27 protein-coding genes, 1 tRNA gene and 1 pseudogene are annotated in these 26,518 nt (G+C 66.8%); 13 read left to right on the plus strand and 16 right to left on the minus strand.

Translation table 11 applies throughout. The features are described 5' to 3' along the window. From MMF96_RS11880 to MMF96_RS11905, 6 genes and pseudogenes are all read right to left on the minus strand, one after another. Positions 1–245 (minus strand): annotated as a pseudogene (locus tag MMF96_RS11880) (hypothetical protein); the annotation flags it as partial. A gap of 224 nt (positions 246–469) precedes the next feature. Then, on the minus strand, positions 470–1,768 hold the full coding sequence (locus MMF96_RS11885) for a Dyp-type peroxidase (RefSeq protein ID WP_256883658.1): 1,299 nt from the start codon (positions 1,766–1,768) through the stop codon (positions 470–472). Beyond that, positions 1,761–2,531 (minus strand): EfeM/EfeO family lipoprotein, encoded by a 771-nt coding sequence (locus MMF96_RS11890; RefSeq protein WP_256883659.1) that lies wholly within the window; start codon positions 2,529–2,531, stop codon positions 1,761–1,763. The genes MMF96_RS11885 and MMF96_RS11890 overlap by 8 nt, the downstream gene beginning before the upstream one ends. A gap of 98 nt (positions 2,532–2,629) precedes the next feature. Next, positions 2,630–3,616 (minus strand): hypothetical protein, encoded by a 987-nt coding sequence (locus MMF96_RS11895; RefSeq protein ID WP_256883660.1) that lies wholly within the window; start codon positions 3,614–3,616, stop codon positions 2,630–2,632. A gap of 89 nt (positions 3,617–3,705) precedes the next feature. Then, the gene (locus MMF96_RS11900; RefSeq protein WP_256883661.1) at positions 3,706–5,286 is read right to left on the minus strand and encodes a helicase HerA-like domain-containing protein; all 1,581 of its coding nucleotides are present in this window, start codon (positions 5,284–5,286) and stop codon (positions 3,706–3,708) included. Between the two features lie 97 nt (positions 5,287–5,383). After that, positions 5,384–6,310 carry an AEC family transporter gene (locus MMF96_RS11905; protein ID WP_256883662.1) on the minus strand — a complete coding sequence of 309 codons (927 nt, stop codon included), beginning with the start codon at positions 6,308–6,310 and terminating at the stop codon, positions 5,384–5,386. A 96-nt stretch (positions 6,311–6,406) separates the two neighbouring features. On the opposite strand from MMF96_RS11905, the gene MMF96_RS11910 reads away from it, so the two are divergent. Beyond that, on the plus strand, positions 6,407–7,273 hold the full coding sequence (locus MMF96_RS11910; protein WP_176616755.1) for an NAD(P)-dependent oxidoreductase: 867 nt from the start codon (positions 6,407–6,409) through the stop codon (positions 7,271–7,273). Between the two features lie 121 nt (positions 7,274–7,394). Here MMF96_RS11910 and panD read toward each other — a convergent pair whose 3' ends face one another. Then, positions 7,395–7,805 (minus strand): aspartate 1-decarboxylase, encoded by a 411-nt coding sequence (panD, locus tag MMF96_RS11915; protein WP_176616754.1) that lies wholly within the window; start codon positions 7,803–7,805, stop codon positions 7,395–7,397. Positions 7,806–7,862: 57 nt separating this feature from the next. After that, positions 7,863–8,738: a LysR substrate-binding domain-containing protein gene (locus MMF96_RS11920; RefSeq protein ID WP_176616753.1), complete on the minus strand. Its 876-nt coding sequence runs from the start codon at positions 8,736–8,738 to the stop codon at positions 7,863–7,865. 130 nt (positions 8,739–8,868) lie between these two features. Here MMF96_RS11920 and MMF96_RS11925 point away from each other — a divergent pair, with 130 nt between their 5' ends. Next, a complete protein-coding gene (locus MMF96_RS11925) occupies positions 8,869–10,218 on the plus strand; it encodes an MFS transporter (protein WP_256883663.1) in 1,350 nt (449 codons plus the stop codon). Between the two features lie 97 nt (positions 10,219–10,315). Continuing rightward, complete coding sequence (locus MMF96_RS11930; RefSeq protein WP_256883664.1) at positions 10,316–11,362, plus strand: acyl-CoA desaturase; 1,047 nt, start codon at positions 10,316–10,318, stop codon at positions 11,360–11,362. A 163-nt stretch (positions 11,363–11,525) separates the two neighbouring features. Here MMF96_RS11930 and MMF96_RS11935 read toward each other — a convergent pair whose 3' ends face one another. Further along, on the minus strand, positions 11,526–12,119 hold the full coding sequence (locus MMF96_RS11935) for a very short patch repair endonuclease (RefSeq protein ID WP_306295863.1): 594 nt from the start codon (positions 12,117–12,119) through the stop codon (positions 11,526–11,528). 80 nt (positions 12,120–12,199) lie between these two features. On the opposite strand from MMF96_RS11935, the gene MMF96_RS11940 reads away from it, so the two are divergent. Together MMF96_RS11940 and MMF96_RS11945 are read left to right on the plus strand one after the other, a co-directional pair. After that, entirely contained in the window at positions 12,200–12,325 is a 126-nt protein-coding gene (locus MMF96_RS11940) for a ribbon-helix-helix protein, CopG family (RefSeq protein WP_256883665.1), read from the plus strand. A 31-nt stretch (positions 12,326–12,356) separates the two neighbouring features. Beyond that, the gene (locus MMF96_RS11945) at positions 12,357–12,794 is read left to right on the plus strand and encodes a VOC family protein (RefSeq protein ID WP_256883666.1); all 438 of its coding nucleotides are present in this window, start codon (positions 12,357–12,359) and stop codon (positions 12,792–12,794) included. 7 nt (positions 12,795–12,801) lie between these two features. On the opposite strand, the gene MMF96_RS11950 is transcribed toward MMF96_RS11945, so the two are convergent. The 5 genes from MMF96_RS11950 to MMF96_RS11970 form a co-directional block, all read right to left on the minus strand. Beyond that, a complete protein-coding gene (locus MMF96_RS11950) occupies positions 12,802–13,980 on the minus strand; it encodes a N(5)-(carboxyethyl)ornithine synthase (protein WP_256883667.1) in 1,179 nt (392 codons plus the stop codon). Beyond that, positions 13,977–14,111, minus strand: coding sequence for a hypothetical protein (locus MMF96_RS11955; RefSeq protein ID WP_256127856.1), 135 nt, complete (start codon positions 14,109–14,111; stop codon positions 13,977–13,979). Before MMF96_RS11955 ends, MMF96_RS11950 begins: the two co-directional genes overlap by 4 nt. Before the next feature lie 175 nt (positions 14,112–14,286). Further along, positions 14,287–14,357, minus strand: a tRNA-Gly gene (locus tag MMF96_RS11960). 152 nt (positions 14,358–14,509) lie between these two features. After that, positions 14,510–15,700 (minus strand): cation:proton antiporter, encoded by a 1,191-nt coding sequence (locus MMF96_RS11965; RefSeq protein ID WP_176616746.1) that lies wholly within the window; start codon positions 15,698–15,700, stop codon positions 14,510–14,512. 7 nt (positions 15,701–15,707) lie between these two features. Continuing rightward, entirely contained in the window at positions 15,708–16,193 is a 486-nt protein-coding gene (locus MMF96_RS11970; RefSeq protein ID WP_176616745.1) for a cation:proton antiporter regulatory subunit, read from the minus strand. A 112-nt stretch (positions 16,194–16,305) separates the two neighbouring features. On the opposite strand from MMF96_RS11970, the gene dcd reads away from it, so the two are divergent. Then, positions 16,306–16,881 (plus strand): dCTP deaminase, encoded by a 576-nt coding sequence (dcd, locus tag MMF96_RS11975; protein WP_176616744.1) that lies wholly within the window; start codon positions 16,306–16,308, stop codon positions 16,879–16,881. Here dcd and MMF96_RS11980 read toward each other — a convergent pair. Beyond that, positions 16,878–18,206, minus strand: a complete 1,329-nt coding sequence (locus tag MMF96_RS11980) for an MFS transporter (protein WP_256883668.1) — start codon at positions 18,204–18,206, stop codon at positions 16,878–16,880. The two genes, dcd and MMF96_RS11980, sit on opposite strands and share 4 nt — an antisense overlap. 199 nt (positions 18,207–18,405) lie before the next feature. Here MMF96_RS11980 and MMF96_RS11985 point away from each other — a divergent pair, with 199 nt between their 5' ends. The 6 genes from MMF96_RS11985 to mnhG are packed head-to-tail and all read left to right on the plus strand — an operon-like array spanning position 18,406 to position 24,775. Beyond that, entirely contained in the window at positions 18,406–21,387 is a 2,982-nt protein-coding gene (locus MMF96_RS11985) for a Na+/H+ antiporter subunit A (protein ID WP_256883669.1), read from the plus strand. After that, positions 21,384–21,923, plus strand: a complete 540-nt coding sequence (locus MMF96_RS11990) for a Na(+)/H(+) antiporter subunit C (RefSeq protein ID WP_256883670.1) — start codon at positions 21,384–21,386, stop codon at positions 21,921–21,923. Before MMF96_RS11985 ends, MMF96_RS11990 begins: the two co-directional genes overlap by 4 nt. Further along, a complete protein-coding gene (locus MMF96_RS11995) occupies positions 21,920–23,548 on the plus strand; it encodes a Na+/H+ antiporter subunit D (RefSeq protein WP_176616740.1) in 1,629 nt (542 codons plus the stop codon). The genes MMF96_RS11990 and MMF96_RS11995 overlap by 4 nt, the downstream gene beginning before the upstream one ends. Then, positions 23,545–24,147: a Na+/H+ antiporter subunit E gene (locus tag MMF96_RS12000; protein ID WP_176616739.1), complete on the plus strand. Its 603-nt coding sequence runs from the start codon at positions 23,545–23,547 to the stop codon at positions 24,145–24,147. The genes MMF96_RS11995 and MMF96_RS12000 overlap by 4 nt, the downstream gene beginning before the upstream one ends. Before the next feature lie 5 nt (positions 24,148–24,152). Then, a complete protein-coding gene (locus MMF96_RS12005; RefSeq protein WP_176616764.1) occupies positions 24,153–24,419 on the plus strand; it encodes a monovalent cation/H+ antiporter complex subunit F in 267 nt (88 codons plus the stop codon). Beyond that, the gene (mnhG, locus tag MMF96_RS12010) at positions 24,416–24,775 is read left to right on the plus strand and encodes a monovalent cation/H(+) antiporter subunit G (RefSeq protein ID WP_375141431.1); all 360 of its coding nucleotides are present in this window, start codon (positions 24,416–24,418) and stop codon (positions 24,773–24,775) included. The genes MMF96_RS12005 and mnhG overlap by 4 nt, the downstream gene beginning before the upstream one ends. Before the next feature lie 24 nt (positions 24,776–24,799). On the opposite strand, the gene MMF96_RS12015 is transcribed toward mnhG, so the two are convergent. Continuing rightward, positions 24,800–25,060 carry a DUF4235 domain-containing protein gene (locus MMF96_RS12015; protein ID WP_176616738.1) on the minus strand — a complete coding sequence of 87 codons (261 nt, stop codon included), beginning with the start codon at positions 25,058–25,060 and terminating at the stop codon, positions 24,800–24,802. Positions 25,061–25,496: 436 nt separating this feature from the next. Here MMF96_RS12015 and MMF96_RS12020 point away from each other — a divergent pair, with 436 nt between their 5' ends. Beyond that, positions 25,497–26,444, plus strand: coding sequence for a plastocyanin/azurin family copper-binding protein (locus MMF96_RS12020; protein WP_256883671.1), 948 nt, complete (start codon positions 25,497–25,499; stop codon positions 26,442–26,444). Positions 26,445–26,518 lie beyond the last annotated feature (74 nt).

Here is a 26,518-nt window from a genome sequence, read left to right on the forward strand (position 1 = left end):
TCCAGTTCCTGGGCCCAGGAGACGGCCTGGGCATCGCTGAGGGCGTCGACGTCCAAGCCCAGCGGGGCCGCGGCATGCGGCCCCGGGCCGGGGCCGGGGCCGGGGCCGGGTGTGGCCGGGGCGGCTGGCGTTGCGGAGCGGGCCAGGGCCGCGGCCAGGGCGATCAGCCGGCGGACGTGCCCGTCGGCGTTGCTGCGCTCCTGTGTGTAACCGGGCTGTCCCGGCGTCCCTGCCATTGCTTCCATACCCATAAGACTATCCGGGACCACTGACAAAAACAGGTAGTTATCCGAACGTGTGTACTATTCAAGGCGCGGCCCGCCCTGTGGAGGAAACAACGCCGGTGCAGGCCTGCAAAACGCCCGCAACCACGGCCTCGGTGGGCCTCGACGGGCTCGGCAACCGGGCCCCACCGCGTCTCGACCACCGGGCCTCGACGGGCCCCGACCACCGGGCCCCGGTCGCCGGTTTAATTAAACAAGCCCTCGCCGAGGAAGCCGTCAGCCGCCTGGACCCCAGGCAGCCCAATGAAATAGCCTCCGCCAAATGGCTCGATGTAGTCGGTCATGGGCTCATCCACCAGCCGAAGTTGCGTCGCCTCGAACTGGGACTGGATGTTCCGCTGGAAGCTGGTGAAGATCAACCCGGCCTGCAGGTTGCCGTTGAGGTCCACTCCGAGGTCGTAGTTGTAGCCGCGGCGCAGCAGCCGTGAGGCGTCGGTGGACTTGGTGCGCGGGTTGGCCAGGCGGATGTGGGCGTCCAGCGGAATGTTCTGCCCTTCGGGATCGTTTGCGTAGTCCGGCGTGTCAGTCTCATGCACGGCACCCAGCGGCGCCCCGCTGGCCCGGTGCCGGCCGATCATGCCATCCTGTTCTCCCAGCCCCACCCGGTCCCAGAACTCCACGAGCATCCGAATCAGCCGCACCACGATGAACGTGCCGCCCACGGCCCAGTCCGGCTGGCCGGATTCCGGCGTGATCCAGACCAGATGGTCGTCCTGGCGGGGGTTGACGATCCCGTCCTTGTAGCCAAACAGGTTCCGCGGGTTCCCGGCGGGACGTGGTGCGGAGTGGAAGCCGTTGATCTTCCAGGACAGTGCCAGAAGGCCGCGGGTGGCCTTGGTGATCTCACGGAGCGCGTAGTGGATCATGTCCGCGGAATCTGCGCACAGCTGCAGCAGCAGGTCCCCGCCCGTCCACGTCGGGTCTGGGGTGTCGTTCGGGAAGACCCGCATGCCGGTGAGGCCCTTTGGTTTCTTGCCCGCCAGGCCGTAGGCGAGGTTGTCGAAGAGGCTCGCGCCCAGTCCGACCGTCATGGTAAAGGAGCCCGGCGGCACGTCCTCGCCCAGAACCCCGGAGTTCGACGGCGGCCCGCCGGCTATGGCGGGCAGGTCCTCGGCCGGGACAGGTTCGGACGCCTGCACGCCCTTGGCAAGCCGGGCGCCTTGGCTGGTGAGCACCTGCAGGAGCGTCTTCAGCTCCGCCTGGTCGGCAGCCAGCACCCGGAACGCCGCAAAGCAGGCCTGGCGCTGCTGGGTGGCAGGGCGGTACACGCCCGCCTGGTTCGTTCCGTGAAAGGGGACGGCAGGCGCGGAGGGGGAGTCCGGCGTCGTGATCCGTGTTGGGTGGATGGCGGCGTTGGCAGCTGTGGCGGCCAGGGCCGTGGCGGCGGCGCCGGTGCCCGCCCCGATCAGGAAAGAGCGGCGTCCCGGGCGTGCGGTTGGCGTTTCAGATGCGGAATTGTGCATGACGGGCTCCGGGTCAGTCATCAGTGGAGAACAGGGCGGGGACATAGGCGAGGGACTCGAGGGCGGCGCCCAGGGAGGCGGTAACGGGTTGGCGCGCGGCCAGGGGGAGTGCCTTCCACGCCGGCCATTCGCGGCCCGTCTTGGTACGCTCCAGCGCAGTGCCCAGTTTGTCGAGGGAAGCGGAAACCCGCGTCGTGTATCCGTGCGCCAGGTTGTCAATGAGGGTGCCCAGGAGGGCCAGCACCACGCGGGTGCCGTCGAGGTCCGCAGCCGTCAGGGCCAAGGCCATGCCGCTTCCCTGGTCGTTGTTGCCGGACAGGTTGTCCCGCAAGGAGTCTTCGAGGATTTCGTGGCAGCGCAGCGGCATGTCCGAGCCGGCCAGCTCAAGCGTCGGCAGCCGGCCCAGCAGCTCGGCAACGTCGGCGTGCAGCCTGGCCGCGACTGGTGCCAGCTCGCCGGGCCCCTGTCCGTGGAACAGCCCGTATTCCAGCCGGTGCAGGCCCGTGAAGCCGGGATCCGCAGCGCCCTTGGGGAGCCCGGCCGGGAGCCCGTTGATTGCGACGCCGTGGTCGCCGAAGCTGCCGTAGGCCGCGCCTACGCGCTGCCAGGTCAGCTGCGCCTCCAGCCACTGGCTGCGGGCGGCATCGAGGTCGTTGTTGCCGACCGATGCCTTGACGGACAGCACCTGGCCTGCGAGCGTGGCGAGCTTCCCTGCGACGTAGCTGCGGTAGGCCGTGACGGCCGCTGCCATGTTTGGGGCAGGGGCAGGGAGGGAATCGGTCATGGGGATCCTTGGCGTGACGCGGAAGTAAGGCAGGGCTTACTTAGGATACCCCAATAAGGGCATTGTTCTGTTCTCTAATTACGTACCGGATGCCGGAATTAGTAGCTGACCACCGGTGTCACACCCACCGTATTGCCCGCGATCGAGAGTTTGGCCGTGAAGCCAAAGTCCTCGGCATGCATGAAGGGTGCCACGGCCCCGGTGAAAAGGTCCTGTTCCTGGTACTGCACCTGTGCCCGGACCGTCAGCGGTGCCATGATCCACTTGCCGCCATAGGGGGTGATGGACACCTGGGGATAGTCCACGATGCTCCACTTGACCGCCGAAACGACGCGGTTGTTGGTGGCCGCGCTCATCGGGCAGTTGGCGGGCATAAGCACTGTCTGCTTGGCACACGCGTCGAGGTACTTGTGAATGGTGGAGCCGACCTGGGACAGCAGCTCGCCAGTGGGCCCGGTGGCCAGTGTGACGGCGGGAACGGACACCAGCGGGTCCGTCACGCTGCGCTGGACGGCGGGGGCGGCAAAAAGCGGCGACTTGTAGTCGGCAGAGTAGCTGCCGGGGTAAAACACCGCGAAGGAATTCTTGCCGTTGGGCATGTTGACATCGACGCCGTTGACGGACGCCTGGTTGGCATTGACCACGGACACGTCAAGGACGGGCAGCGTGGTGGGGACGATGCTCCAGGTGTCAAAGAACAGCCAGCGCTTGGGGCCCTGCGCCAGCTTGAAGTCGGTGGACAGTGCCTGGCCGCCAATCGTGTAGCTGACGGTCACCTTTTGGCTGTGGTCCGGGCCGGCGACGGGATCGCCAACCTTGACGTCCTTCAAATCCTGCTGCGACCTGGCCAGGCCAGGGCCGTCCAGGACGGCGGCGTTGGCCGAGGGGACCCTGCCATGCAGGAGGCCCAGCGCCTTGGCGCCGTTGCCGGCGCGAAGCGCATCCAGGTAGTTTTCCACTGTCCGCGCAGGCCCGAAGGAATTGGTGTTCACCACCGTGATGGTGATGATGGCCGCAGCGATGGCCAGCATCAGTATCAGCAGCCACGTAGCGGCAACCTTGATGAGTGGGGCCCCGTTCTTCACGCCGTCCACTGTACCGTCTGGGGCAGGGGGCAGTGGAATCCGCCCCAGGGCGGGGACGGCATTGTGACCTGTGGGCGGGGCCGGACCGATTACCGCCTCCGGCGCGGTGCCGTGCCAAACATGTCGCGCATCAGGCTGCGGCCCAGCTGCGATCCCATGGAGCGGATCATGCTTTTCACGCCGGTTCCCAGCACGCCGCCCAAGGCGCCCATGACCTCGGCGCCCACGCCGCCGCCGTCGTTCTTGGGGGCGGGGAGATTGGTGGGCGGGGGAGGGGGCGCCGGGGTGCCCACGGCGGGGCCGGTTGCGGGGGCCGCGGCCTGGGATTCGAGCTTCTCGTAGGCGGACACCGGGTCCTCGGCAGTGCCGTAGGTGGGAAGCAGGGCCGAGGCGGCTACCACTGCCTTGACGGCGGCGTCGGTGCTGGGCCCCATGACGGAGCCGGGTGCGCGCATGCGGGTCAGTGCCACGGGGGTGGGGGCGCCGTTTTCATTCATGACGGTGACCACGGCCTCGCCAATGCCGGCCGAGGTGAGGACTTCTTCGAGGTCGTAGCTGCTGACCGGGAAGGTGGACACGGTGGCCTTGAGTGCCTTCGCGTCGTCGGGGGTGAAGGCGCGCAGGGCGTGCTGGACGCGGTTGGCCAGCTGGGCGAGGACCTCGCCGGGGACGTCCTTGGGGGTCTGCGTGACGAAGAAGATGCCCACGCCCTTGGATCGGATCAGCCGCACCGTCTGGGTGATGGCATTCAGGAAGGCCTTGCTGGCGCCGTTGAAGAGCAGGTGCGCCTCGTCGAAGAAGAACACCAGCTTGGGCTTGTCGGCGTCGCCCACCTCGGGCAGCTCGCGGAACAGGTCCGCCAGCAGCCACATCAGGAAGGTGGAGAACAGCAGCGGCTTGTCCTGCACGCTGGGCAGTTCCAGGCAGGTGATGACGCCGCGGCCGTCGGGGGCCGTGCGCAGCAGCTCGGCGGTGTCGAACTCCGGCATGCCAAAGAAATCGCTCATGCCCTGCGCGTCGAGGGTGATGAGGTTGCGCAGGATGACGCCGGCCGTCGCCTTGGACAGCCCGCCCAGCTCCTCCAGGTCCGCCTTGCCCTCGTCCGAGGTGAGGAACTGGATGACGGCGCGCAGGTCCTTGAGGTCGTACAGTTCCAGGCTTTTGGTGTCCGCGTAGTGGAACACCAGCTGGAGGCTTGATTCCTGCGTTTCATTCAGGCCCAGGACGCGCGAAAGCAACACCGGGCCGAAACTGGTGATGGTGGCCCGCACCGGCACGCCGTTGCCGGCGCCGCCCAGTGCCAGAAACTCCACCGGGAACGCCTTCGATTCCCACTGCTGGCCGATGGCCTGCGTGCGCGCGGTCAGTTTGCCGCTGCCCTCCGCCGCCGTGGCCAGGCCCGTGAGGTCGCCCTTGATGTCAGCCATGAATACGGGGACGCCGGCTGTGGAAAGCTGCTCGGCAATCATGTGGAGCGTCACGGTCTTGCCCGTGCCCGTGGCGCCGGCCACCAGGCCGTGGCGGTTCATCATGGCCAGCGGCAGGCTGATTTGGGCTTCGGGGTGGACCTGCCCGTCCACGAGCGCTGCGCCCAGGGCAATGGACGAACCGCTGAAGGTGTAGCCGGCCTTGAAGGTTGCGACGGTCTCTGCAGGTGAGTTGGTAGCCATGGCAAAAGCGTACCCTGCGTCACATTTTTGGTGCGGCAAGGGCGCCGCAGGGCTTTGCCGTGGACCAAGTGCCGTGGCCCCCGCGCCGTGGCGCGCGTCAACCGAACAGCAGCGCCACCGCGAACATCGCCGGGATGGCCAGTACGGTGGTCAGCAGCACGGTGTCCTTCGCCACGATGAGCCCCACCAGGTAGCGTTGGGCCGCCACGTACACATTTTGGGCCGAGGGCAGGGACGCGGCCACCACGACGGCGAACAACGCCGCCCCGTCCATGCCCAGGACCAGATGACCCAGCAGGAATGCCACCGCGGGGTGCAGCACCAGCTTGAAGCCGGTGGCCAACAAGGTGTCGGTCCGCCGTCCGTCAACTGCCGCAAGCGGCTTGCTGCTGCCCAGCGACATCCCAAAGGCAATGAGGATGGCGGGGATCGCGGCACCGCCGATGAGGTGGACGGGCTCGGCCACCAGCGACGGCAGCCGCCAGCCGGTCGCGGCCAGGACCAGCCCCACCACGGTGCCCAGGATCATGGGGTTGCGGAAGATCTGCAAAAAGACGCGCCCCGGTGTGGCCCGGTGCCCGCTCGTGGTGGCGTCGAGCAGCAGTAAATAGCAGGGTGTGTAAAACGCCAGCTGGAAAATCAGCACGGGCGCGATGAGCGCCGCGTCGCCCAGCACGTAGGCGGCAATGGGGATGCCCAGGTTGGCGGCGTTGACAATCGAGGAAGACATGGCCCCGACCAGTGCCTCGCTCAGGCTCCGTTTGAACCAAAACCGGGAAACCAGCAGGAACAGCAGGCCGGTGAACACGGCGCTCGCGGCAGCCACGAGCAGCGGTTCGGAAAACACCTGTTTCAGGTCCGCCTTGGCGAGGGTCTCCAGCAGCAGCGCCGGGCTTGCCACGAAGAACGAGAGCCGGCTGAGCACCTGCGCGGCGTTGTCGCCCAGCACGTTACGGCGGCCCACGAACCAGCCCACCAGGATTATGAGCCACACCACCGAGAAACCCTCGACGACGGCTAGCACGGCTGCAACGGTCGGGAGGTCGGGGTGGCGGGCACCCCCTAAGCTTAATCGGGGAACACCCTTTCACTGTGCATTGCCCAGCCACCAGGAGTCAGCATGAGCGTCCTTCCCGTCAAGACCGTCGCCGTCACCGGTGCCCATGGCAAGGCCGGCCGCGCCGCGGTGGCCGAGTTCCTGGCCCATGGGTACCAGGTCCTGGCCTGTGACCTGGCCGGGCCCGTTGGCCGCAACTCGGACCTGGGCACTCCCACCATGCGCGTGGACCTGACCGACTACGGGCAGGCGCTGCAGGCGCTCACCGGGGCGGACGCCGTGGTCCATCTGGCCAACATCCCGGAGCCGGGCATGTTCCCGCCCGCCGAGACCCTCAACCGCAACACGGCGATGAACCACAATGTGTTCCTGGCCGCGCAGGCGCTGGGGCTGGCCCGCGTGGTGTGGGCGTCGAGCGAGACCACGCTGGGCCTGCCCTTCGCGGGCGACGGCGGGACCTTGCGCTATGCGCCCGTCGACGAGGCCCATTTCCCCCACCCTTCCTCGACGTATGCGCTTTCGAAGGTGCTGGGCGAGGCGGCCGCGGCCCAGTTTGCCGCCTGGTCGGGGATCCCGTTTGTGGGCCTGCGGCTGACCAACATCTTCAGCGCGGACGAATATGCGCAGGTCCCGGGGTTCTGGGCCGATCCCCTCTCGCGGGCCTGGAACCTGTGGGGTTATGTGGACGCCCGGGACGTCGGCGCCGCCTGCCGCAACGCCGTCGAAGCCGCGAGCACGGGGAGCGAAAACCTGATCATTGCGGCGGCGGACACGGTCATGGACCGACCGTCGGCGGAGCTGCTGGATGAGTTTTTCCCGGGGCTGGAGCGGCGCCGCGACGTCTCGGGGCATGAGACGCTGCTCGCGATCGACGCGGCACGCAGGGTCATCGGCTATGCGCCAGCGCATTCCTGGCGGGACAACCAGTGATTGGGCACCGCGTCCGGTGATTGGGCAAGGTGTCAGGTGATTGAGCAGGCGCCCGGTGATTGAGCTTGTCGAGATCCAGGTCTCGACAAGCCCGACCACCGGCAGGCCCGGCCGGCGAAAACTAGAGGGCCAGGGCGGGGCGCAGCAGGCCTTCGGTGACGGCCTCGGCCGGGTCGGTGCCCAGCTTCACGATCTTGTTTTGCGCATCCACGTGGACGACGGTGGGCACATAGTCGCGGGCCTCGGCGTCGGACATTTGGGCGTAGGTGATCATAATGACCAGATCGCCCACATTGACCAGGTGTGCGGCGGCACCGTTGATGCCGATCACGCCCGAGCCGCGCTCGCCGGCAATGGTGTACGTTTCCAGGCGGGCACCGTTGGTGATGTCGACAATGGAGACCAGCTCGCCGGGCAAAATGTCCGCGGCGTCCAGCAGATCTTGGTCAACCGTGACGGAGCCGACGTAGTGCAGGTCGGCGTGGGTCACCGTGGCGCGGTGGATCTTGGACTTAAACATGGTTCGGTTCATAACCCCACCAGTCTACCGCGACCGCGGATGGCCGATTTGTGAGTTCGCTTACGGCGGCTACCGCCGGCTCAGCGGGGTGAGCTTGCGGCCCATGATGGCCTGCGTCAACGCGTCCACCACCTCGGTGTTGGCGAGCGGGTTGCGGATCAGGGTGAAGTCCACGTCACCCACGGGCGGCAGCTCGAAGCGCCGGGTGATGACCTTAAGGTCGTCGGGGACCAGCGACGTCGGCATGACGGCGATGCCGATCCCGGCGCGCAGGGCAGCCAGCACCCCGCTGATCTGCTTCGTGGAGCAGGTGATGCGCCAGGTGCGCCCGGCCTGCTCCAGGGCATCCAGTGCCAGTTTGCGGCTCAGGCTCGGCGCCGGGTACACGATGACGGGGACCGGCGCGCCGGGCTCAAGGACTGTCTGTTCCAGCCCCACCCAGGCAAAGGTGTCCTGCTTGACCACTTCCCCTTCCTGGGCACCGGACACCCACTTGACGAACACCAGGTCCAGCGCCCCGGCCTTTAGCCGCCGGTGCAGCTGGTCGCTTTGGCTGACCGTCAGTTCCAGGTTGATCTGCGGATAGAGCTGGCGGAATTCGCGCAGGATGCGGGGCAGGCCCGTGATGGCCAGATCGTCCGCCGTGCCAAAGCGCAGCCGTCCGCGCATGGCGGCGCCGGAAAAGTAGCGCGTGGCGGCGTCGTTCGCGGCCAGGATGGTGCGCGCAAAGCCGGCCATGGCGTCGCCGTTGTCCGTCAGGCGCACATCCCGGGTGTCCCGGGCCACCAGCACCCGCCCGGCGGCCTGCTCCAGCTTGCGCACGTGCTGGCTGACGGTGGGCTGGCTGATGCCGAGCCGTTCGGCGGCGCGGGTGAAGTTGCGGGTTTCGGCGACGGCGAGGAAACTCTTGAGCTGCACGGGGTCAAAGGTGGGTGTGTCATGCATGCGCCGGTCCGCCTTACTATTACGTTCCCTAATGCTACTTATAGCCACCATACTCTTTTGGCATGAACTGGTGCTGCCTAGGCTTAAAGGGAAGCAAAAACACACCCCTTCGAGCCGATGGACCTTCGCCTTGACGCCCCCTCCAGCAACACAGCATCCTGCCCTGACCGCGCCCATCAACGTCGTCACCACGCGTCCGCCGTGGAGCCAGACGTTTTCTTCGCTCAAGATCCGCAACTACCGCATCTTTGCCTCAGCCAACCTGCTCGCCGTCATCGCCGTGTGGATGCAGCGTGTGGCCCAGGACTGGCTGGTCCTGGAGCTGTCCGGCTCCGTCACGGCAGTGGGCATCACGGTCTTCATGCAGTTCATCCCGTCCCTGGTGCTCATGCCGCTGGGCGGAATCCTGGCCGACAGGTGCTCCAAGCGCCTGATCCTCATGCTTAGCCAGGGCTCGGCCGGCGTCCTGGCCGCCATCATGGCTGCCCTGGCCCTGACAGGGCACCTGCAGGTGTGGCACATTTACGTCATTGCCTTTGTGCTGGGACTGGTGGTGGTGGCCGACCAGCCGGCCCGCCAGGTCTTCGTCAACGAACTCGTCGGGCCGCGGCAGCTGCGCAACGCCATCAGCCTGAACTCCTCCATTTTTCAGATGGGCGGCATGATCGGCCCTGCCATCAGCGGGATCCTCATCACCGCCGTGGGTGGGGGCTGGGCCTTCGCAGCCAACGCCCTGGCCTGCAGCATCACCGTCACCTCGCTCCTGTTCATCCGCCCGGGCGAGCTGGTCAAATCCGCCCCGGTCAAGCGGTCCAAGGGCCAGCTCAGGGAAGGCGTCCGCTATGCCCTGGCCAAGCCCACCATTTTCTGGCCGGCGGTCATGGCGGCGTTCTTCGCGGTCTTCGGCCTCAGCCTGGCCGTGCTCATGGCGGCCTACGCCAACAAGGTGTTCGACGCCGGTGCCGGCGGCTACGGACTGCTCAACACGCTCGTGGCGCTCGGGGCACTGGGCGGCGCGCTGGCTTCCACCCGCATCGCCACCTTGCGGCTGCGGACCGTCATGACGGCCGCCGGCGCCTACGGCGTGGTGCTCATGGTGGCCTCACTGTCGCCGAACATGGTCACCTTTGGGGCGGTGATGGTGGTGGCCGGATTTGCCTCGCTGATGTTCCTGACCAACTCCAACCAGCTGGTGCAGATGTCTACGAACGTCCTGGTCCGCGGCCGCGTCATGAGCCTGTACATCATGGTGCTCATTGGCGGGCAGGCGCTGGGCGGCCCGCTGATGGGCTGGCTGGCGGAAAACCTCGGCGTGCAATGGGCCATGCTCATTGCCGGCGGCGTGCCGGCCCTGGCGGCCGCCGGCATTGGCCTGGTCCTGGCGCGGCGTGGACAGCTGATGCTCAGGGTCAACCTCCGCAGCCTCAGGCAGCCGGTGTTCATCGTGCCCAAAACGGCCATCACGCCGAAAAGTGCGTAGGCGACTTTCCCAGCCGGCCGACCTACCATGGAAGAAGCGCTAGTTCGCGTTTTCATTGCCGGCTTGAACGGTCGACCCTGACCCTGCCGGTGACACCATGCCCACATCTTCAAACCGAGTTGTCGAAAGCTACTCAACCCTGCTGCGAACGGTGCGGGCCGCGGGACTCATGCGCCGCCGCCGTATGTTCTACCTGACGGTGTTCGCCGTACTGCTGCTGGCCCTGGGGGCGGCCGGCACCGGATTCGTCGTGCTGGGCCAGACCTGGTACCAGCTGCTGATCGCGGCGGGGCTGGGCATCCTGTTCACCCAGTTCGCGTTCCTGGCCCATGAGGCCGCGCACCACCAGATCTTTGCCTCCGGGCGCATGAACGACTGGTCCGCCCGGATTTTGGGGCCGCTTTTGGTGGGCATGAGCTATGCGATGTGGGTCAGGAAGCATACGGCCCACCACCAAAACCCCAACACGAGGGGCAAGGATCCGGACATCCACACCGGCGTGATGGTGTTCCACGAGGAGGGCGCGGCCACCAAACACGGCGTGGCCGCGGTGTTTACGCGGCACCAGGGCACTCTGCTGTTCCCCATCATCTTGTTCCTGGGCTACAGCCTGGTGCTGGACTCGTTCAAGACCCTGCTGGGCCGCCGCGGTGTGCGCTACCGCTATGTGGAGATCGGCCTGCTGGTGCTGCGCTTCGGGGCCCTGCTCACGGCGCTGTTGCTCGTGTTGCCGTGGGGCATGGCGCTGGCGTTCGTTGGCGTACAGATGGCAGTGTTCGGTTTCTACATGGGGGCGTCGTTCGCGCCAAACCACAAGGGCATGCCGATTCTGGAATCCGGCAGCCGAGTGGACTTTCTGAGCCGGCAAGTGCTGACCAGCCGGAACATTCGCGGAGGATTCTTCATGGACACGCTGCTGGGCGGGCTGAACCGCCAGGTGGAGCACCACCTGTTCCCGGACATGGCCCGCCCCGAGTTGCGGCGCAGCACTGAACTGGTCCGCGCGGCGTGTGAAAGAAACGGCATCGAACTGACCGAAACCTCGCTGGTGGAGTCCTACGCCATCGTGGTGGCCTACCTTAACCGGGTGGGCCTCACGGCAGTGGATCCGTTTGAATGCCCGCTGCTGCGCCAGTTCCAGTGACCGCCACATCGTCGGGCAGCGGCGCCTGCCGGAGGGGCTGATGGGGCCAGAACCCCGATGGTGTCCATGGTTTGCGTGTGGCGGGCAGCCTGCCCGGCTGCCCAGTCTCGTCCGGAACCATTTCCACCTTTGACATCCCCAATGAAATCACCTTTTTCGTTGACTAAATAGGTCGATTCCCTTGAGCATAGGGCGGACGCATCCTGGGGGCCAGGGGTAAATGGTTATTGACACCTTGGCTGGTGCTGTTCCCAGTGCCGGTGCCGGACTGCCGCGGCGGTCCCAGAAAGGCGCCCAGCGCGGCGGACACCGCATCGAGGGACTTCAGCTCGCATTCCCACACAGTGAAAGCCTCCCAGCCCAGTTCGTGGAGGAGTGCCAGAACCCGCGCGTCCCGCTCCACGGTGCGGCTGCGCTTGGCCTCCCAAAATTCGGGATTGGTTTGCGGCTTGTGCGTGCCGCTCGGGCAGGAGTGCGAGTGCCAAAAGCAACCGTTGACAAAGATGGCCTTGTGGCGGGCACCAAACACGATGTCGGGCCTGCCGGGCAGCCCCGCCGCGTGGAGCCGGTAGCGGTAGCCCTGCGCAAACAGCAGGCGGCGGACCGTCATTTCCGGCTTGGTATCCTTGCCCTTGATGTTCGCCATGACCTTGTGGCGCTGGTCGCGCGTCAACGAGTCAACCATGGCGTCCATGCTACGCGCGGCCACTGCACCGATGCCGGGACGAGAAAATCTGGCCATGGCCAACGGCTGCATGGAGTGGTAAACATTGTTTACACGCGTCGCAGGACAACGCAGCTTGGATCAGAACCCGTCCTCATCCGAAAGTGGGAACCATGCCGTCCACGCCGAGACAACCGCAGGAAGTGGTCTCCGTGCGGCTCCCGGCGGAACTGCATGCGCGGCTGGATTCCTTGGTGGAGCGCACGCAGCGCTCCCGCAGCACCCCGTCCGCGGATTGACGCCACAGCCACACACTCGAAGAAGGCAACCATGGAACAAGTCAGCGTGCGCTATATAGTGCACGACGTCGATGCCGCCATAGGCTTTTACGTCCAGTCCCTGGGGTTCACCGAGGTGATGCACCCCGCCCCGGGATTTGCCATGCTCACCCGCGGCGCCCTGCGGCTGCTGCTCAGCGCGCCGGGCGCGCTGGACGCCAAGGGGGCCCCGGGCGGCGGCGGCCGGGCCATGGCGGACGGCACCATGCCGGCCCCCGGCGGCTGGAACAGATTTTCCCTCCAAGTGCGGGACCTCACTGCGGAGGTGGCCCGGCTGCGGGCCGCCGGGGTGCGCTTCCGCAGCGAGGTGATGCCGGGGATTGGCGTGGTCCAGGTGGTGGTGGAAGACCCCTCCGGCAACCCGGTGGAACTGTTTGAACCGCTCCTGCCGGAAGCAGCGCAGCACGTCATCCAAAACGGGGACGTGTAGGCGCCGATTAACAGGCGCCGGGCTGCACTCCGGCCAAGGGAAGGTACGGATAACTGTCCTGGCGCTTCTGGAATTGCAGGATGGCAGGGTTTTTGACCACGCCATCCTGAATTTCAATGGCGCGCCGGATGGTCTCGCTTTCCTGCCATGCGGAGGGGCCAGCCAAAACGGGCTCAATGAACGGCAGCAGGGCCTCACTGATCTCCCACGTGGATGAATTCCACAGGTAAGAGGGGGAGTGGTCCACCGCGTAGTAATTGACGTTGACACCCACGGTAAACATGGGGTCGGCAAAGCTGGTGTTGCGGGCCCAGCTGAACCCCATGCCCTCGTCGCAGGACACATCCACAATCAGGCTGCCCGGGCGGAAACCGGCCAGGTCTGCCTCCACCAGGTACGTCATGGGCGCATTGGGGTCCTGCAGCGTGCAGTTGACTACGATGTCCGCCTCGGCGAGGAACGCGGCCAGGGGTGCGTCGCCGTCGTCGAGCATGACGAATCCGGTGTGCGGCGGGTCCGGGGCAAAGTCGAACTGCACCATCTCGGCGGAGTGGATGGGGGAGGCGACGGCGGCCACGCTGCGGCTGGTCAGCACCTGCACATCGTGGATGCCCAGTGCATTCAACGCTGTCACGGCGCCGCGGGCGGTGGCGCCAAAACCGATCACCACTGCCTTGAGCCGGCGCCCATAATCTCCCGTGGAGCCGATGAGCGAGAGCGAATGCAGGACGGAGGAATAACCGGCCAGTTCATTGTTCTTGTGGAAAACATGCAGGCCCAGGCCACCGTCGGGCGCCCAGTGGTTCATGACTTCAAAGGCGATCAGTGTCAGCTTCTTATCAATTGCCAGTTGCGTGATGGCCCGGTCCTGGACGCAGTGCGGCCATCCCCAGAGCACCTGGCCATCCCTGAGCTCCGCCAGGTCGGAGGCCTGCGGCTTGGGCAAAAGGACCACGTCAGCCCCCGCGATCACCTCTTCGCGCGGCGCCACGGAGCCCACCAGGGCGGCGAGTGCTGGGTCCGGAACCCCGAACTGGGCGCCATAACCTTCCTCGACCACCATGCTCGCGAGAACGTCCGGCTCAATGCGGGAAAAATGTTCGGGGTGGATGGGTGCGCGGCGTTCATCCGGCTTGCGCGAGGCCCCCAGAACGCCGAGCCGCAGCCCGGTTCCTGCGGCGCTCATTTCTTCTTTGCGGCAGTGGGCTTGTCTGCGATCCCGGCACCTGCTTCGCCTGCCCTCTTGTCGGCACGCTTTTCCTTGATTGACTTGCTGGACTTTTTTGATGCGGTTTGCCGTGGTGATTTGTCGCCCATGTCAGCTCCCTGAAGTTGGGACCGAAGATGGTCCCGTAGCCCTGACCCTACACGCACCCGCCGGGACCCGGCCGCCTCGGGCAGAGAGCGGCGAACAAGTGTACAGCCCAAGGAAGGAAGCTCCACATAAAAGCAGTGCCCCTGTTCTGAGCAACAGGGGCACTGGTCGGAGGGGAGCGGGCGACGGGAATCGAACCCGCGTATCGAGCTTGGGAAGCTAGCGCTCTACCATTGAGCTACGCCCGCACAAAAGCATTCCCCGCCGTGAACCGAGGTCCCTGCGGGGTGCTTCGATGAAAAGTCTAGCGGATGTTTGCACCGCCTCAGGACACCGCCACACGGTGCGGCCGGGCACCAGCGCGGCGGGAGGGTATCCGGCCCGGGCCGTCCCGGCCGGCTTACATGATGACTTCAGGTTCCCGGCCGGGGGACTTGCCCTGGAACAGGCGCATGAGCGGTTCCACATACCGGGCCGCCACGGGGCCAAACACGGCCATGATCAACACGTAGGTGGTGGCAAGGGCGGCAAGTTCCTTCGGCACGGCGCCGGAGGCCACGGCCAGCCCGGCAATGACAATGGAGAACTCGCCGCGGGCAATGAGCGCGGCGCCGGCACGGGCCCGGCCCAGGAGGGCGATGCCCTGGCGGCGGGCCGCCCACCAGCCCGTGACCACCTTGGTTGCGGCGGAGGCCACGGCCAGGAGCAGCGCGACGCCGAGCACCGGCGGGATGCTGCGGGGATCCGTGTTCAGGCCGAACAGCACAAAGAACATGGCGGCGAACAGGTCACGCAGGGGTTCCAGCACGCGGGTTGCGTTCTCCGCCGTGCCCCCGGAAATGGCGATCCCCAGCAGGAACGCGCCCACGGCGGCTGAAACCTGCAGGGCGGAGGCCACACCGGCCACGAGCAGCGCGGCACCCAACAGCTTCAACAGGAACGACTCCCGGTCGGGGCTTTCGAGCATGTTGGAGACAATGTGCCCGTACCGCAGGGCGCCCAGCAGGACCACCGTGATGACGGCAAGGGAAATTCCGAGGGCGGTCAGCCCGCCCAGGAGCGACACCCCGGCCAGGACCGCTGTCAGGATGGGCAGGTAGGCGGCCATGGCCAGGTCCTCGATGACCAGGATGGCCAGGACCACGGGGGTTTCCCGGTTGCCGAGCCGGCCCAGGTCACCCAACACCTTGGCGATGATGCCCGAGGACGAGCTGTAGGTGATGCCGGCCATGACCAGGGCGCCCACCGGCCCCCAGCCAAGCAAAAACGCCACGGCCACGCCTGGTGCCATGTTCAGCAGCAGGTCCAGCAGGCCCGCCATCCAGGATTGTCGCAGCCCCGTGACGAGCTCGCGCGCCGCATATTCCAGCCCCAACATGAGCAGGAGCAGGATGACACCAATCTCACTGCCGATGTGGGCAAAGTCGTTGATGCTGCCAAAGTCGACGAGACCGCCATGGCCGAACGCCAGCCCGCCCAGCAGGTACAGCGGCACGGGGGACATGCCAATCCGGCCGGCAAGCCTCCCCAAAAAGCCCAGCGCAAAAAATACGATGCCGAGCTGGATGAGGGAGAGGGTGATTGGATCCAATAGCGATCTACAACCTGGACTGCAGGATTTGGGCTGCCTTTGCCAGGCCTGTCTCCGTGCCCACGATGACCACCAGGTCGCCCACTTCCAGGATCTGGTCCGGGCGCGGGGACCCGATGACCTCGTCGCCGCGCAGCAGGGCCACGATGGACGTGCCGGTCAGGGTGCGCATTTGGGTGTCGCCGAGGGGACGGCCGGCATAGGCGGTTCCTTCGCGCAACAGAATTTGGTGGGTCGTGACGCCCGTGACGTCCTTTTGTTCGTTCGCAAGCTGGGCGATGAGCTGGGTCGATCCAAGAAGCGTCCCCAGCGCCGAGGCTTCCTCGGCGGTGAGCGGGATGGACGCTGCACAGGCGTCGGGGTCGTCCACGCGGGAGAGGATCAGTTCGGTGTGGCCGTCGCGGTGGGTCACCACACCCACCCTGCGGCCGGTGGCGAGGCGAACTTCGCGGCGGACGCCGATGCCCGGAAGAGGGGTCTCTTCAATATTCATGCTCTTACCTTAGTCGTGGTGGGCTGCCGATTGCCGTAAAGAATTCAACGTCCGGGGCGCAGCAATTAGTCCACGGCGCTTCGGGTGGGCGGGCATGCGCTATTTTTAGAGGGTGCTGATCTCAGACCGCGACATCCGAGCCCAAATTGACGCTGACCGGATAGTCCTGGACCCCTATGACCCGTCCATGGTGCAGCCCTCCAGTGTCGACGTGCGCATTGACAGGTATTTCCGGCTTTTCGACAACCACCGCTATGCCCACATCGACCCGGCCGAGGAGCAGCCCGAGCTGACCCGCCTCGTCGAGGTGGACCCGGAAGACGCGTTCATCCTGCACCCTGGCGAATTTGCCCTCGCCTCCACCTATGAAACCGTCACGCTGCCCGACGACGTCGCCGCCCGGCTGGAAGGAAAGTCGTCGCTGGGCCGCCTGGGCCTGTTGACCCACTCCACCGCAGGTTTCATCGACCCCGGCTTTTCCGGGCACATCACCCTGGAGCTCTCCAACGTGGCCACCTTGCCGATCAAGCTGTGGCCCGGCATGAAGATTGGCCAGCTGTGCTTCTTCCAGCTCTCCTCACCGGCCCAACATCCCTACGGCAGCGGCCAGTACGGCAACCGCTACCAGGGCCAGCGCGGCCCCACGGCGTCGCGGTCCTTCAAGAACTTCCACCGCACCTCGATCTAACGCCCGGCGGTGTGAAGTTCGGGCCTTTTGACCGGCAGCAGGAGGGCCAGGCCGAGCACCAGCACCAGCACGATCCCCAGGATGCCCCAGCGCTGGGTGCCGAACACGGCGATGAACACCGTGAACATGGCCGGGGCCAGGAAGGACACGGCGCGCCCGGTGGTGGCGTAGAGGCCAAACAACTCGCCCTCCTGCCCCTCCGGCGCGAGCCTGCCGATGAAGGTGCGTGCCGATGACTGGGCGGGTCCCACAAACAGGGTCAGCAGCAGCCCGAAGATCCAGAACGCCGTCTTGCCGTGCAGGAAGAACAGGGCGCCGCCGCAGACAACGAGTCCGGCCAGCGACGTCACGATGACGGCCTTGGGCCCCACCACGTCGTCGAAGAAGCCGGCGGACATCGCCCCCAGGGCGGCCACCACGTTCCCGGCAATGGCGAAGATGAGCACATCGCCGGTCTTGAACCCGAAGGACCCCACGGCTATGACTGCCCCGAAGGTGAAGATCGCGGCGAGCCCGTCGCGGAACACGGCGCTGGCGATCAGGAAGAACAGGGTGTGGCGGGACGTGCGGGCCAGCCGGACGATGGTCCTCCACAATTCCCGGTAAGCCTGGAAAAAGCCGAGACGGGGCATCAGGGGGTTGCGGGGCGATTCGGGGATGGCAAACATGACCGGGAGGGCGAAGACCAGGATCCACACGGCCGAAAACACGGCGACGGCCCGGTATTTCATGCCGTCGGCGCTGGTGATGCCGAAGGCGCCGACGTCGGGCTTGATCAGCCCATAGTAGACCAGCAGCAAGGCCACAATGCCGCCCAGGTAGCCGGCCGCCCAGCCAAAGCCGCTGATCTTGCCGATGGTGGACCGGGTGGAGATCTGCAGCAGCATGGCGTTGTAGTTCACGCCCGCAATTTCAAAGAACACGTGCCCGGCGGCAATGAGCAGGCAGCCGAGCACCAGGTAGGACTCGTGCGGCTGGACAAAAAAGCAGGCGCCCGTCAACAGTGCCACGACCACCGTGTTCACGCCCAGCCACAGTTTCCGCCGCCCGCTGTGGTCGGTGCGCTGCCCCGTGACGGGGGCCAGCAGGGCAATGGCCACCCCGGCCAGCGACACCATGAGGCCCAGCACGGCCGAGGCATGGTTGGCGCCGCCAAAGGAATCGCCGGTCAGGTACAGGGCAGTGAAGATGAAGGTGGTCATGACGGCGTTGAAGGCAGCCCCGCCCCAGTCCCACAGTGACCACGCCGTGATCTGCCACAAGGTGCCCGGTGGCTTGGCCGCGGTGGCGGGCGGTACGGCAGCGGCCGGAGGGAACTCAGTCATAGGGCACATGCTATAGCTCAATGACGTCCCACGGGCGGACGTTAAGAATCGACTTTTTCGCGTGATGATGCCCACTCCGCGGGCCTGTCCCTGTGCGGCGCCGGCCACGGACGCTGCGGGCCTTGATAGGGTTGAACGGTCGGGAACCGACCTTACTCCTGCAAGTCAGACGTCCAGCCCGAACCCTGCGGAGCCCACTTTGTTGATTGTCCTTTGTGCACATTTCATCGTGGCCATTTTCGCGCCTGCCTTGTTTTCGCGGTTTGGGCGCGCCGCCTTTTACCTCCTCGCCGCCGTCCCCGGCGCCAGCTTTGCCTGGCTCCTGGCCCAGTACGGGGCCGTCTATTCGGACTCTGCGCCCGGCCCAACGCTGGACATCGCCTGGATCCCTGCCCTGGGCCTGGACCTGACCTTTCGCATGGACCAGCTGTCCTGGCTGATGTCCCTGCTGGTCCTGGGCATCGGCGCGCTGGTGCTGGCGTACTGCGCCCGTTACTTCAAATCGGACGACGCCGGACTGGGCGGCTTCGGTGCGCAGCTGCTGGCGTTCGCCGGGGTCATGTTTGGCCTGGTCACGGCCGACAACCTGATCCTGCTCTTTGTGTTCTGGGAACTGACCACCGTGTTGTCGTACCTCCTCATCGGTTATGCGCGGACCCGCATCGCTGCCCGCCGCGCGGCACTGCAGGCCCTGGTCGTCACCACCCTTGGCGGGCTGGCCATGCTGGTGGGGCTGATCATGGTCGGCGAAGGTGCCGGTACATACAGCCTTTCCGGCATCCTGGCGAAGGCCCCCGAGCTGGTCGCCGCCGGGGGTACGCCGGGGGTGGTGCTGGACATCGGGGTGGCCCTGGTCCTGGTGGGCGCCGTGACCAAGTCGGCGCTGCTGCCGTTCCACTTCTGGCTCCCGGGGGCCATGGCGGCGCCCACCCCCGTCAGCGCCTATCTGCACGCCGCTGCCATGGTGAAGGCCGGCATCTACCTGGTGGCCCGCCTGGCACCGGGCTTTTCCGACACGGCGTACTGGCAGGTTCTGCTCACCGTCCTGGGCCTGGCCACGATGGTGTTGGGCGGCTGGCGGGCCCTGCGCCAGCACGACCTCAAGCTCATCCTGGCCTACGGCACGGTGAGCCAGCTGGGCTTCCTGACTGTCGTTGTGGGCCTGGGAAGCCGGGAAGCCGCCATGGCGGGGATGTCCATGGTGCTGGCCCACGCCCTGTTCAAGGCGGCCCTGTTCCTGGTGGTGGGCATCATCGACCACCAGTCCGGCACCCGCGACATCCGCGAGCTGTCCGGCGTGTTCCGTTCCGCGCCGAAGCTGGGGGTGGTGGCCCTGGCCGGTGCCGCCTCCATGGCCGGGCTGCCGCCGCTGGCGGGCTTTGTGGCCAAGGAATCGGTGTTTTCCGCCTTCGAGGCGAATGCCCGCTACGGGCCTGCCGGTCCGGCGATTGGCGCCCTGGTGCTCGGTGTCATGGTGTTGGGCTCCATTTTGACGTTTGCCTACAGCGCACGGTTCCTGTGGGGCGGCTTCGCACGCAAGCCCGGCCTTCCCGTGACCGCCTTCCATCCCGTGGGCTGGCTGTTCCTCGGCGCCCCGGCCCTGCTCAGCTTCCTGACCGTGGTCCTGGGCCTGTTCCCCGCGCTGATGGAAGCGTGGATTTCCCCCTACAGTGCCCGCTTCCCCGCGGACGGCCCGCACGGGCTGCACCTGGCGCTCTGGCACGGTTTCACGCTGCCGCTGGCCCTCAGCGCCGTGGTGGTGGCCGGCGGCGTGGGCCTGTTCCTGGCGCGCGGCCGCTTCGAGGCACTGCAGGCCAAGGTGCCGCCGGTCCTTGACCTGGAACGCGGCTACCGGCAGTCCGTGGTGGCCCTGGACATGGTGGCCATCTGGGTGACCGGCCGCACCCAGCGCGGTTCGCTGTTCTTCTACCTCTCCGTCATCCTGGCAACCGCCATTGCCTCGGTGGGGGCCGTGCTGGTGCTGACGGGGCCAAACTGGGCGGCACACTCCTACGTGGTGGACGCCGGTTCGCCGTTCCAGGTCGTGGCCGGTGCCGCCATCGTGGCCGGCGCCGTCGCCGCCGCCCGGGCGGACAAGCGCTTCATGGCCGTGCTGATGGTTTCGGTCACCGGATATGGCGTGGCGATGATCTTTGCGCTGCAGGGGGCCCCGGACCTTGCCCTGACCCAGATGCTGGTGGAAACCATTGTCCTGGTGGCGTTCGTGCTGGCCATGCGCTCGCTGCCGGCCGGACTGCGGGAACGCACGGGCGGCGGGCGCAAGGTGGTGCGCATCCTCCTCGGGGTGGGATTCGGCGCCGTCATGGTGGTGGTGGGCATCGTCGCGATGGGCTCGCGCATCGCCACGCCCGTCAGCCTGGCCCTGCCCAAGCTGGCCTATGAGGGCGGCGGGGGCCTGAACGTGGTGAATGTGACCCTGGTGGACATCCGCGCCTGGGACACCTTCGGGGAGATTTCGGTGTTGGCCGTCGCCGCGACGGGCGTGGCCAGCCTGATCTTTGTGCGGGGGCGCGGACAGCGCCTGGCCCGGGCCGAAACGGTGGCCACCGGCAGCATCGGCCGCATTGGCGGGCCGGGCAGGGTCCCCAGTCCCGTCGCCAGGCTGGCCAAGCGATTTGCCGTGGTGCCCGCCAACCCCTGGCTGGTGGCGGGACGCACGTTGGCCCCGGAGCAGCGGTCCATCATTTTTGAGGTGGTCACGCGGCTGGTGTTCCACAGCATCATCGTGCTGTCCATCTACCTGTTGCTGGCGGGCCACAACGGCACCGGCGGCGGCTTCGCCGGCGGCCTCGTGGCGGGGCTGGCCCTGGCCATCCGGTACTTGGCCGGCGGCCGCTTTGAACTGGCCGAGGCGACGCGCGTCTCTGCCGGGACGCTGCTGGGGCTGGGCCTGGCCGCGGCGGCACTGACCGGGATCGTGCCGCTGTTCCTGGGCGGACAGGTCTTTCAAAGCGCCATCCTCAGCTTTGGGCTGCCCGTCTTCGGCCATGTCAAGTTCGTCACCTCCACGCTGTTCGACATTGGCGTGTACCTGGTGGTGGTGGGGCTGGTCATCGACGTGCTGCGCAGCCTCGGTTCCGAAATTGACCAGCATGAGGAGGACGGGATGGGTGCCATCACGCTCATCGAGGACGACGAACCGTTGGAGGTGGTCCGGTGAGCGTCAACCTGACCCTGCTGCTGGTCATGGGGGTGCTGTACGCCATCGGCATTTACCTGCTGCTCGAACGCAGCCTGACCCGGGTGCTGCTCGGGTTGATGCTGCTGACCAACGCCACCAACCTGCTGCTGCTGGCCACCGGCGGCTATGCCGGGCTGGCGCCCATCTTCAGCAAGGATATTCCCGCAACGGAATATAACGACCCCCTGCCGCAGGCGTTCATCCTGACCTCGATCGTCATTTCCTTCGCGGTGACGGCATTCATTCTCAGCCTGATCTACAGCTCGTGGCTGCTCAGCCGCGCCGACCACATCCAGGACGACCGTGAGGACCGCCGCGTCGCAGCGCAGGACGCCTTCGACGCCGAGGAAGACTCCGAGATTGCCGTGGAGGTCTCCGACTTCCATGAAAACCACCAGCCCGCGGCCAGCCGCGAGATGATCCGGAAAGTGACCTTGAAAACTACGGCACGGAAGAATGCGGCAACCGGCATGGAAGGCCCGCGCGAGGGACCGGACGCGGGGGCCGGCGCATGAGCATCGCATCCCTGGCCCCGCTCGCCGTCGCCCTGCCCATGCTCGGTGCGGCCCTGGCCTTTGTGCTCATCCGCCACCCCCGGGCGCAGCGCCGCGTCAGCCTGGGCATCCTGGCGGTGACGCTCGGCCTGGAAGTGCTGGTGCTTGCCGTGGTCTGGACCTCCGGCCCCGTCGCGGTGCATCTCGGCGGCTGGGCGCCGCCCTTCGGCATCGTCATGGTGGCGGACCAGTTTTCCTCGCTGCTGCTGGTGGTTTCCTCCGCGGTCAGCCTTGCCGTGCTGGCCTATGCCTCCGGGCAGGGCGCGGCGGACGGTGAGGAAAGCGGGCCCGTCTCCGTTTTCCACCCGACCTACCTGATCCTCGTCGCCGGTGTGTCGAACGCCTTCCTGGCCGGGGACCTGTTTAACCTCTACGTGGGTTTTGAGATTCTGCTGACCGCCAGCTATGTGCTCATGACGTTGGGCGGGACGGGCTCACGCATCCGCGCCGGCATCACCTACGTGGTGGTCAGCGTGGTCTCCTCACTGCTGTTCCTGATTGCCATCGCGATGGTTTACGGGGCCACCGGAACCGTGACGCTGGCGGACCTGGCCGTGAAGCTGGGCCAGCTGGATCCCGGCACCCAGCACTTGCTGCATGTGCTGCTCCTGGTGGCCTTCGGCATCAAGGCCGCCGTGTTCCCCCTGTCTTTCTGGCTGCCGGACTCCTACCCGACGGCGCCGGCCCCCGTGACGGCGGTGTTCGCCGGGCTCCTGACCAAGGTGGGCGTCTATGCCATCATCCGCACCGAAACGCTGCTGTTTCCCACCGACCATTTCAATGCCGTGCTGCTCTGGGTGGCGCTGCTGACGATGATCGTGGGCATCCTGGGCGCCCTGGCCCAGACCGACATCAAGCGCCTGCTGTCCTTCACCCTGGTGAGCCACATCGGGTACATGATCTTCGGCGTCGGGCTCTCCTCGGTGCTGGGCCTGGCCGCGACCATCTTCTACGTCATCCACCACATCACCATCCAGACCAGCCTGTTCATGGTCACCGGCCTGGTGGAGCGGCGCGGCGGGACGTCCGCCATCGCGCGGCTGGGCGGGCTGGCCAAACTCTCACCCGTCCTGGCCGTGCTGTACTTCATCCCCGCCATGAACCTGGCCGGCATCCCCCCGTTCTCCGGCTTCCTGGGCAAGCTGGGCCTGCTGCAGGCCGGCGTGGCGGACGGCTCGCCGCTGGCGTACACGCTGGTGGTAGGCGGCGTTGTGGCCAGCCTGCTGACCCTGCTGGTCATGGCCCGCGTGTGGAACCGGGTGTTTTGGCGCAGCACCGCCGACGCCGAGGAACCTGACCCCGTGCTCCTGGCCACCGCGCCGGATGCCGCCGGCGGACGCAGCATGCGCGCGCTGCGCACCAGCCTGCACGTGGACGCCGTGGAAGGCCGCTTCTCCGGTGACAACGAGATTCCCATCCTGCCCAAGATGATGGTCCACTCCACCCTGGGGCTGGTGGCGCTGGGCGTGGCCCTGAGTGTCTTTGCCGGACCCCTGTTTGCCCTCAGCCAACACGCGGCGGAGGGCATGGTGGCCCGCACTCCCTACATCCAGGCAGTGCTGGGCACCGGGACGGTGCAGCCATGAGCCGGCCGGCCGCGGGGGGAAAATGGCACCGCTTCTGGCAGAAGCTGCCGCTGCTGGTGTGGCTGGTGGTGGTGTGGGGCGCCCTCTGGCAAAACTTCAGCCCCGGCAACCTGCTCTTTGGGCTGGCGATAGCCTGGGGCGTGTCCCGGGCGCTGTACCTGCCGCCGGTGGAGCTGAGCGGGCGCTTCAACCTGCCCCGGGCCCTGTGGTTTGCGTTGTGGTTCCTCAAGGAAATCATCGTGGCCAGCTGCCAGGTTTTTCTGTGGGCGGTGGCCAAGGGGCCCCGGATCCGCAATGCCGTGGTGGCCGTGCCCCTGCGCAGCCGTTCCGACCTGGTCATGACGGCCGTGGGGCACGTGCTCTCGCTGATACCCGGCTCGCTCGTGGTGGAGGTGGACCGCGGCACCTCCACCTTGTACGTGCATGCGATGAACGCGCCTACACCGGACAGCGTGGAGAAGGTGCGCACGGGCATCCAGGACATCGAGGTAAAAATCATCCGCATCATGGGCAGCCGGCAGGAACTCGCCGCCCTCTCCGAAGAGGCGCGGACCCCTGGCCGCCCGGCCCAGGGAACACCGCCCAAGGAGGCACAGTGACAGGCTTGCACATTGTGGTGGTGATTGCCGCCGTCGTACTTTCCCTGGCAGCGGCCGGGACCATCTACCGCATCGCGGCGGGGCCCTCGCTGCTGGACCGCGTGATAGCCGCCGACGTCCTGCTGGCGATCTTTGGGGCGGGCCTGGCGATGGAGATGGCCGTGAACCGGGACACGGGGAACCTGGTGCTGCTGGTGGTGATCAGCGTGATCGGCTTCATCGGCTCCGTCACGGTGGCCAGGTTCGTGGCGCACCGGAAGGGGGAGGCGTGAGCATCCTTGACGTGCTGACCGCCATCTGCCTGCTGGGCGGGGCGCTGATGAGCCTGGCCGCGGCGATCGGGCTGTTGAGATTCCCGGACTTGATGAGCCGCATGCACGCCGCGACCAAGCCGCAGGTGCTGGGCCTGTTTTTGATGCTGGCCGCCGTGGGCCTGCAAATGCGGGCCTGGGCCCTGGTGCCGCTGCTTCTTGTGGCGTGGCTGTTCCAACTGCTCACGGTCCCGGTGTCCGCGCACATGGTGGGCCGTGCCGGGTACCGCACCAAGCACCGGCGCCCGGAACTGCTCAGCACGGACGAGCTCAACGACGTGGTGGCCGCCGTCGTGGACGACCGGGACGAAGAGTAGCGCCGCGGCTGCCAACCGTTCGGGCTAGACCTCTTCGGGGTGCTTGTTGAACCGGGCGATGGCCTTTTGCGTGGTGCGCCCGGCAATGACCTGGATGATGGCGGCCACGGCGGAGGACACCAGGGCGAAGGCCAGGGCCGAGCGCAGGCTGTTTTCCAGGTCGGCGCCGTCCTTGGGCGGCTTGTTGCCGGTGCCCTTCTCCCAGGCGACGTCCACGATCTTGCCGGCGGCAAACCCGGCGGCCAGGCTCACGCCCGTGCCCAGCAGCTTGAAGACGATATTCACAATGACTCTCCTTGGTGTGCGGCGGGCTTGATGCGCTGTGAAAGTTCCCTGCCAGCCTAACGGGTCAGCGGGCCGGGGCAAGCAGGATGCGGCGGTACTTGGACGGAATTCCCTGACCACTTGTCGACAAGCCTCCCGCCCGGGTGCACCATGGGAAGTGCGTGTTCGCGGGCTGTCAGTTGTCCTTGACGGCGCTGCGGGTGCGCCGGGCAGTGGCAGCACAATGCCCCATCATCAACGCCCCGCCCGCCATGGCGGGCGGCGCGCATTGGACCCGGAGCTCAGGGGGTTCCATGCGCATCCGGTCCCGCCGGCATGCCGGCCGGACAGAGCGGGCCCCCTTGAGGGAGGGACCATCTCGCGCGGCCGCCTGGCCAGGGGGCCGCAGCTTTCGAGAAGGGAACGACCCATGAGGCGTCGTTTGGAAAATCTTCGCTTGAACCATCTTTCTTCGCGCAAGGTGCCGGTGCTGGTTGCCGCACTCTTGGCGCTGCTGGTGCCGCTGGCACTTTCGGGCCCGGCAGTCGCCGACCCCGGCGCAGGCGGGCAGGGCCCGCACACCTGGACAGTCCTGGCTGGAAATGAGTCACCGGACCAGGCCATCCAGAGCATGGCGTTTTTGCCCACCGACGTCTATGTCGACGCGGGGGACACCGTCACCTGGCAGGCGAACTCGGCCGAGCCGCACACCGTCACCTTCCTGCCGCCCGGCGCGCCGTTGATGGCCTTCAACCCCGGCGACCCGACGCAGCTGTTCCCCATTGGCGGCAGCACCTACGACGGGGCGTCCTACTACAACTCGGGCATCCTGACCAACGTGTCCGACAGCGGCTTTCCTGCCGTGGCGAGCTACAGCCTGCAGTTCCCCGCAGCCGGCGACTTCACGTACTACTGCCTGGTGCACGGGGCCATGATGAAGGGCACCGTCCACGTGGCGGCGGCCGGCACGCCATACCCCTACACGCAAAACGACTACAACAGGCAGAGCCGGCAGCAGGCACAAGGGATCCTGCTGGACGGGCGCATGCTCTGGAATGCAACGGCAGCGCAGGCTGATTCGCACCACGTCTACGTCGGCGCCGACGACGGGGTGGCCATGGTGATGCGCTACATCCAGCCCACGGTGCGCATCCATGTGGGCGAAACGGTCACGTTCATCAACAACGGCATGGCGGCCCCGCACACGGTCACCTTTGGGACGGAGCCGGCGGACTTCAACATGCCCGTGGGCAATCCTGCGGCGTTTGCCGGTGGGGACCTGAATTCCGGGCTCATGCTCCCGGGATCCACGTTCACCGTCACCTTCACGAAGGCAGGGACCTTCAGCTACATCTGTGCCCTGCATGACTACATGGGCATGGTGGGCACGGTGGTGGTGGGGTAACGCCGGAACCCAGCCCAGCCAGGCACGACGGCGGGAGGCCGGCCACCCGGGCCGGCCTCCCGCCGTCGTGCGCC

The organism is Arthrobacter sp. STN4, from assembly GCF_024539665.1.
Lineage (GTDB): Bacteria > Actinomycetota > Actinomycetes > Actinomycetales > Micrococcaceae > Specibacter.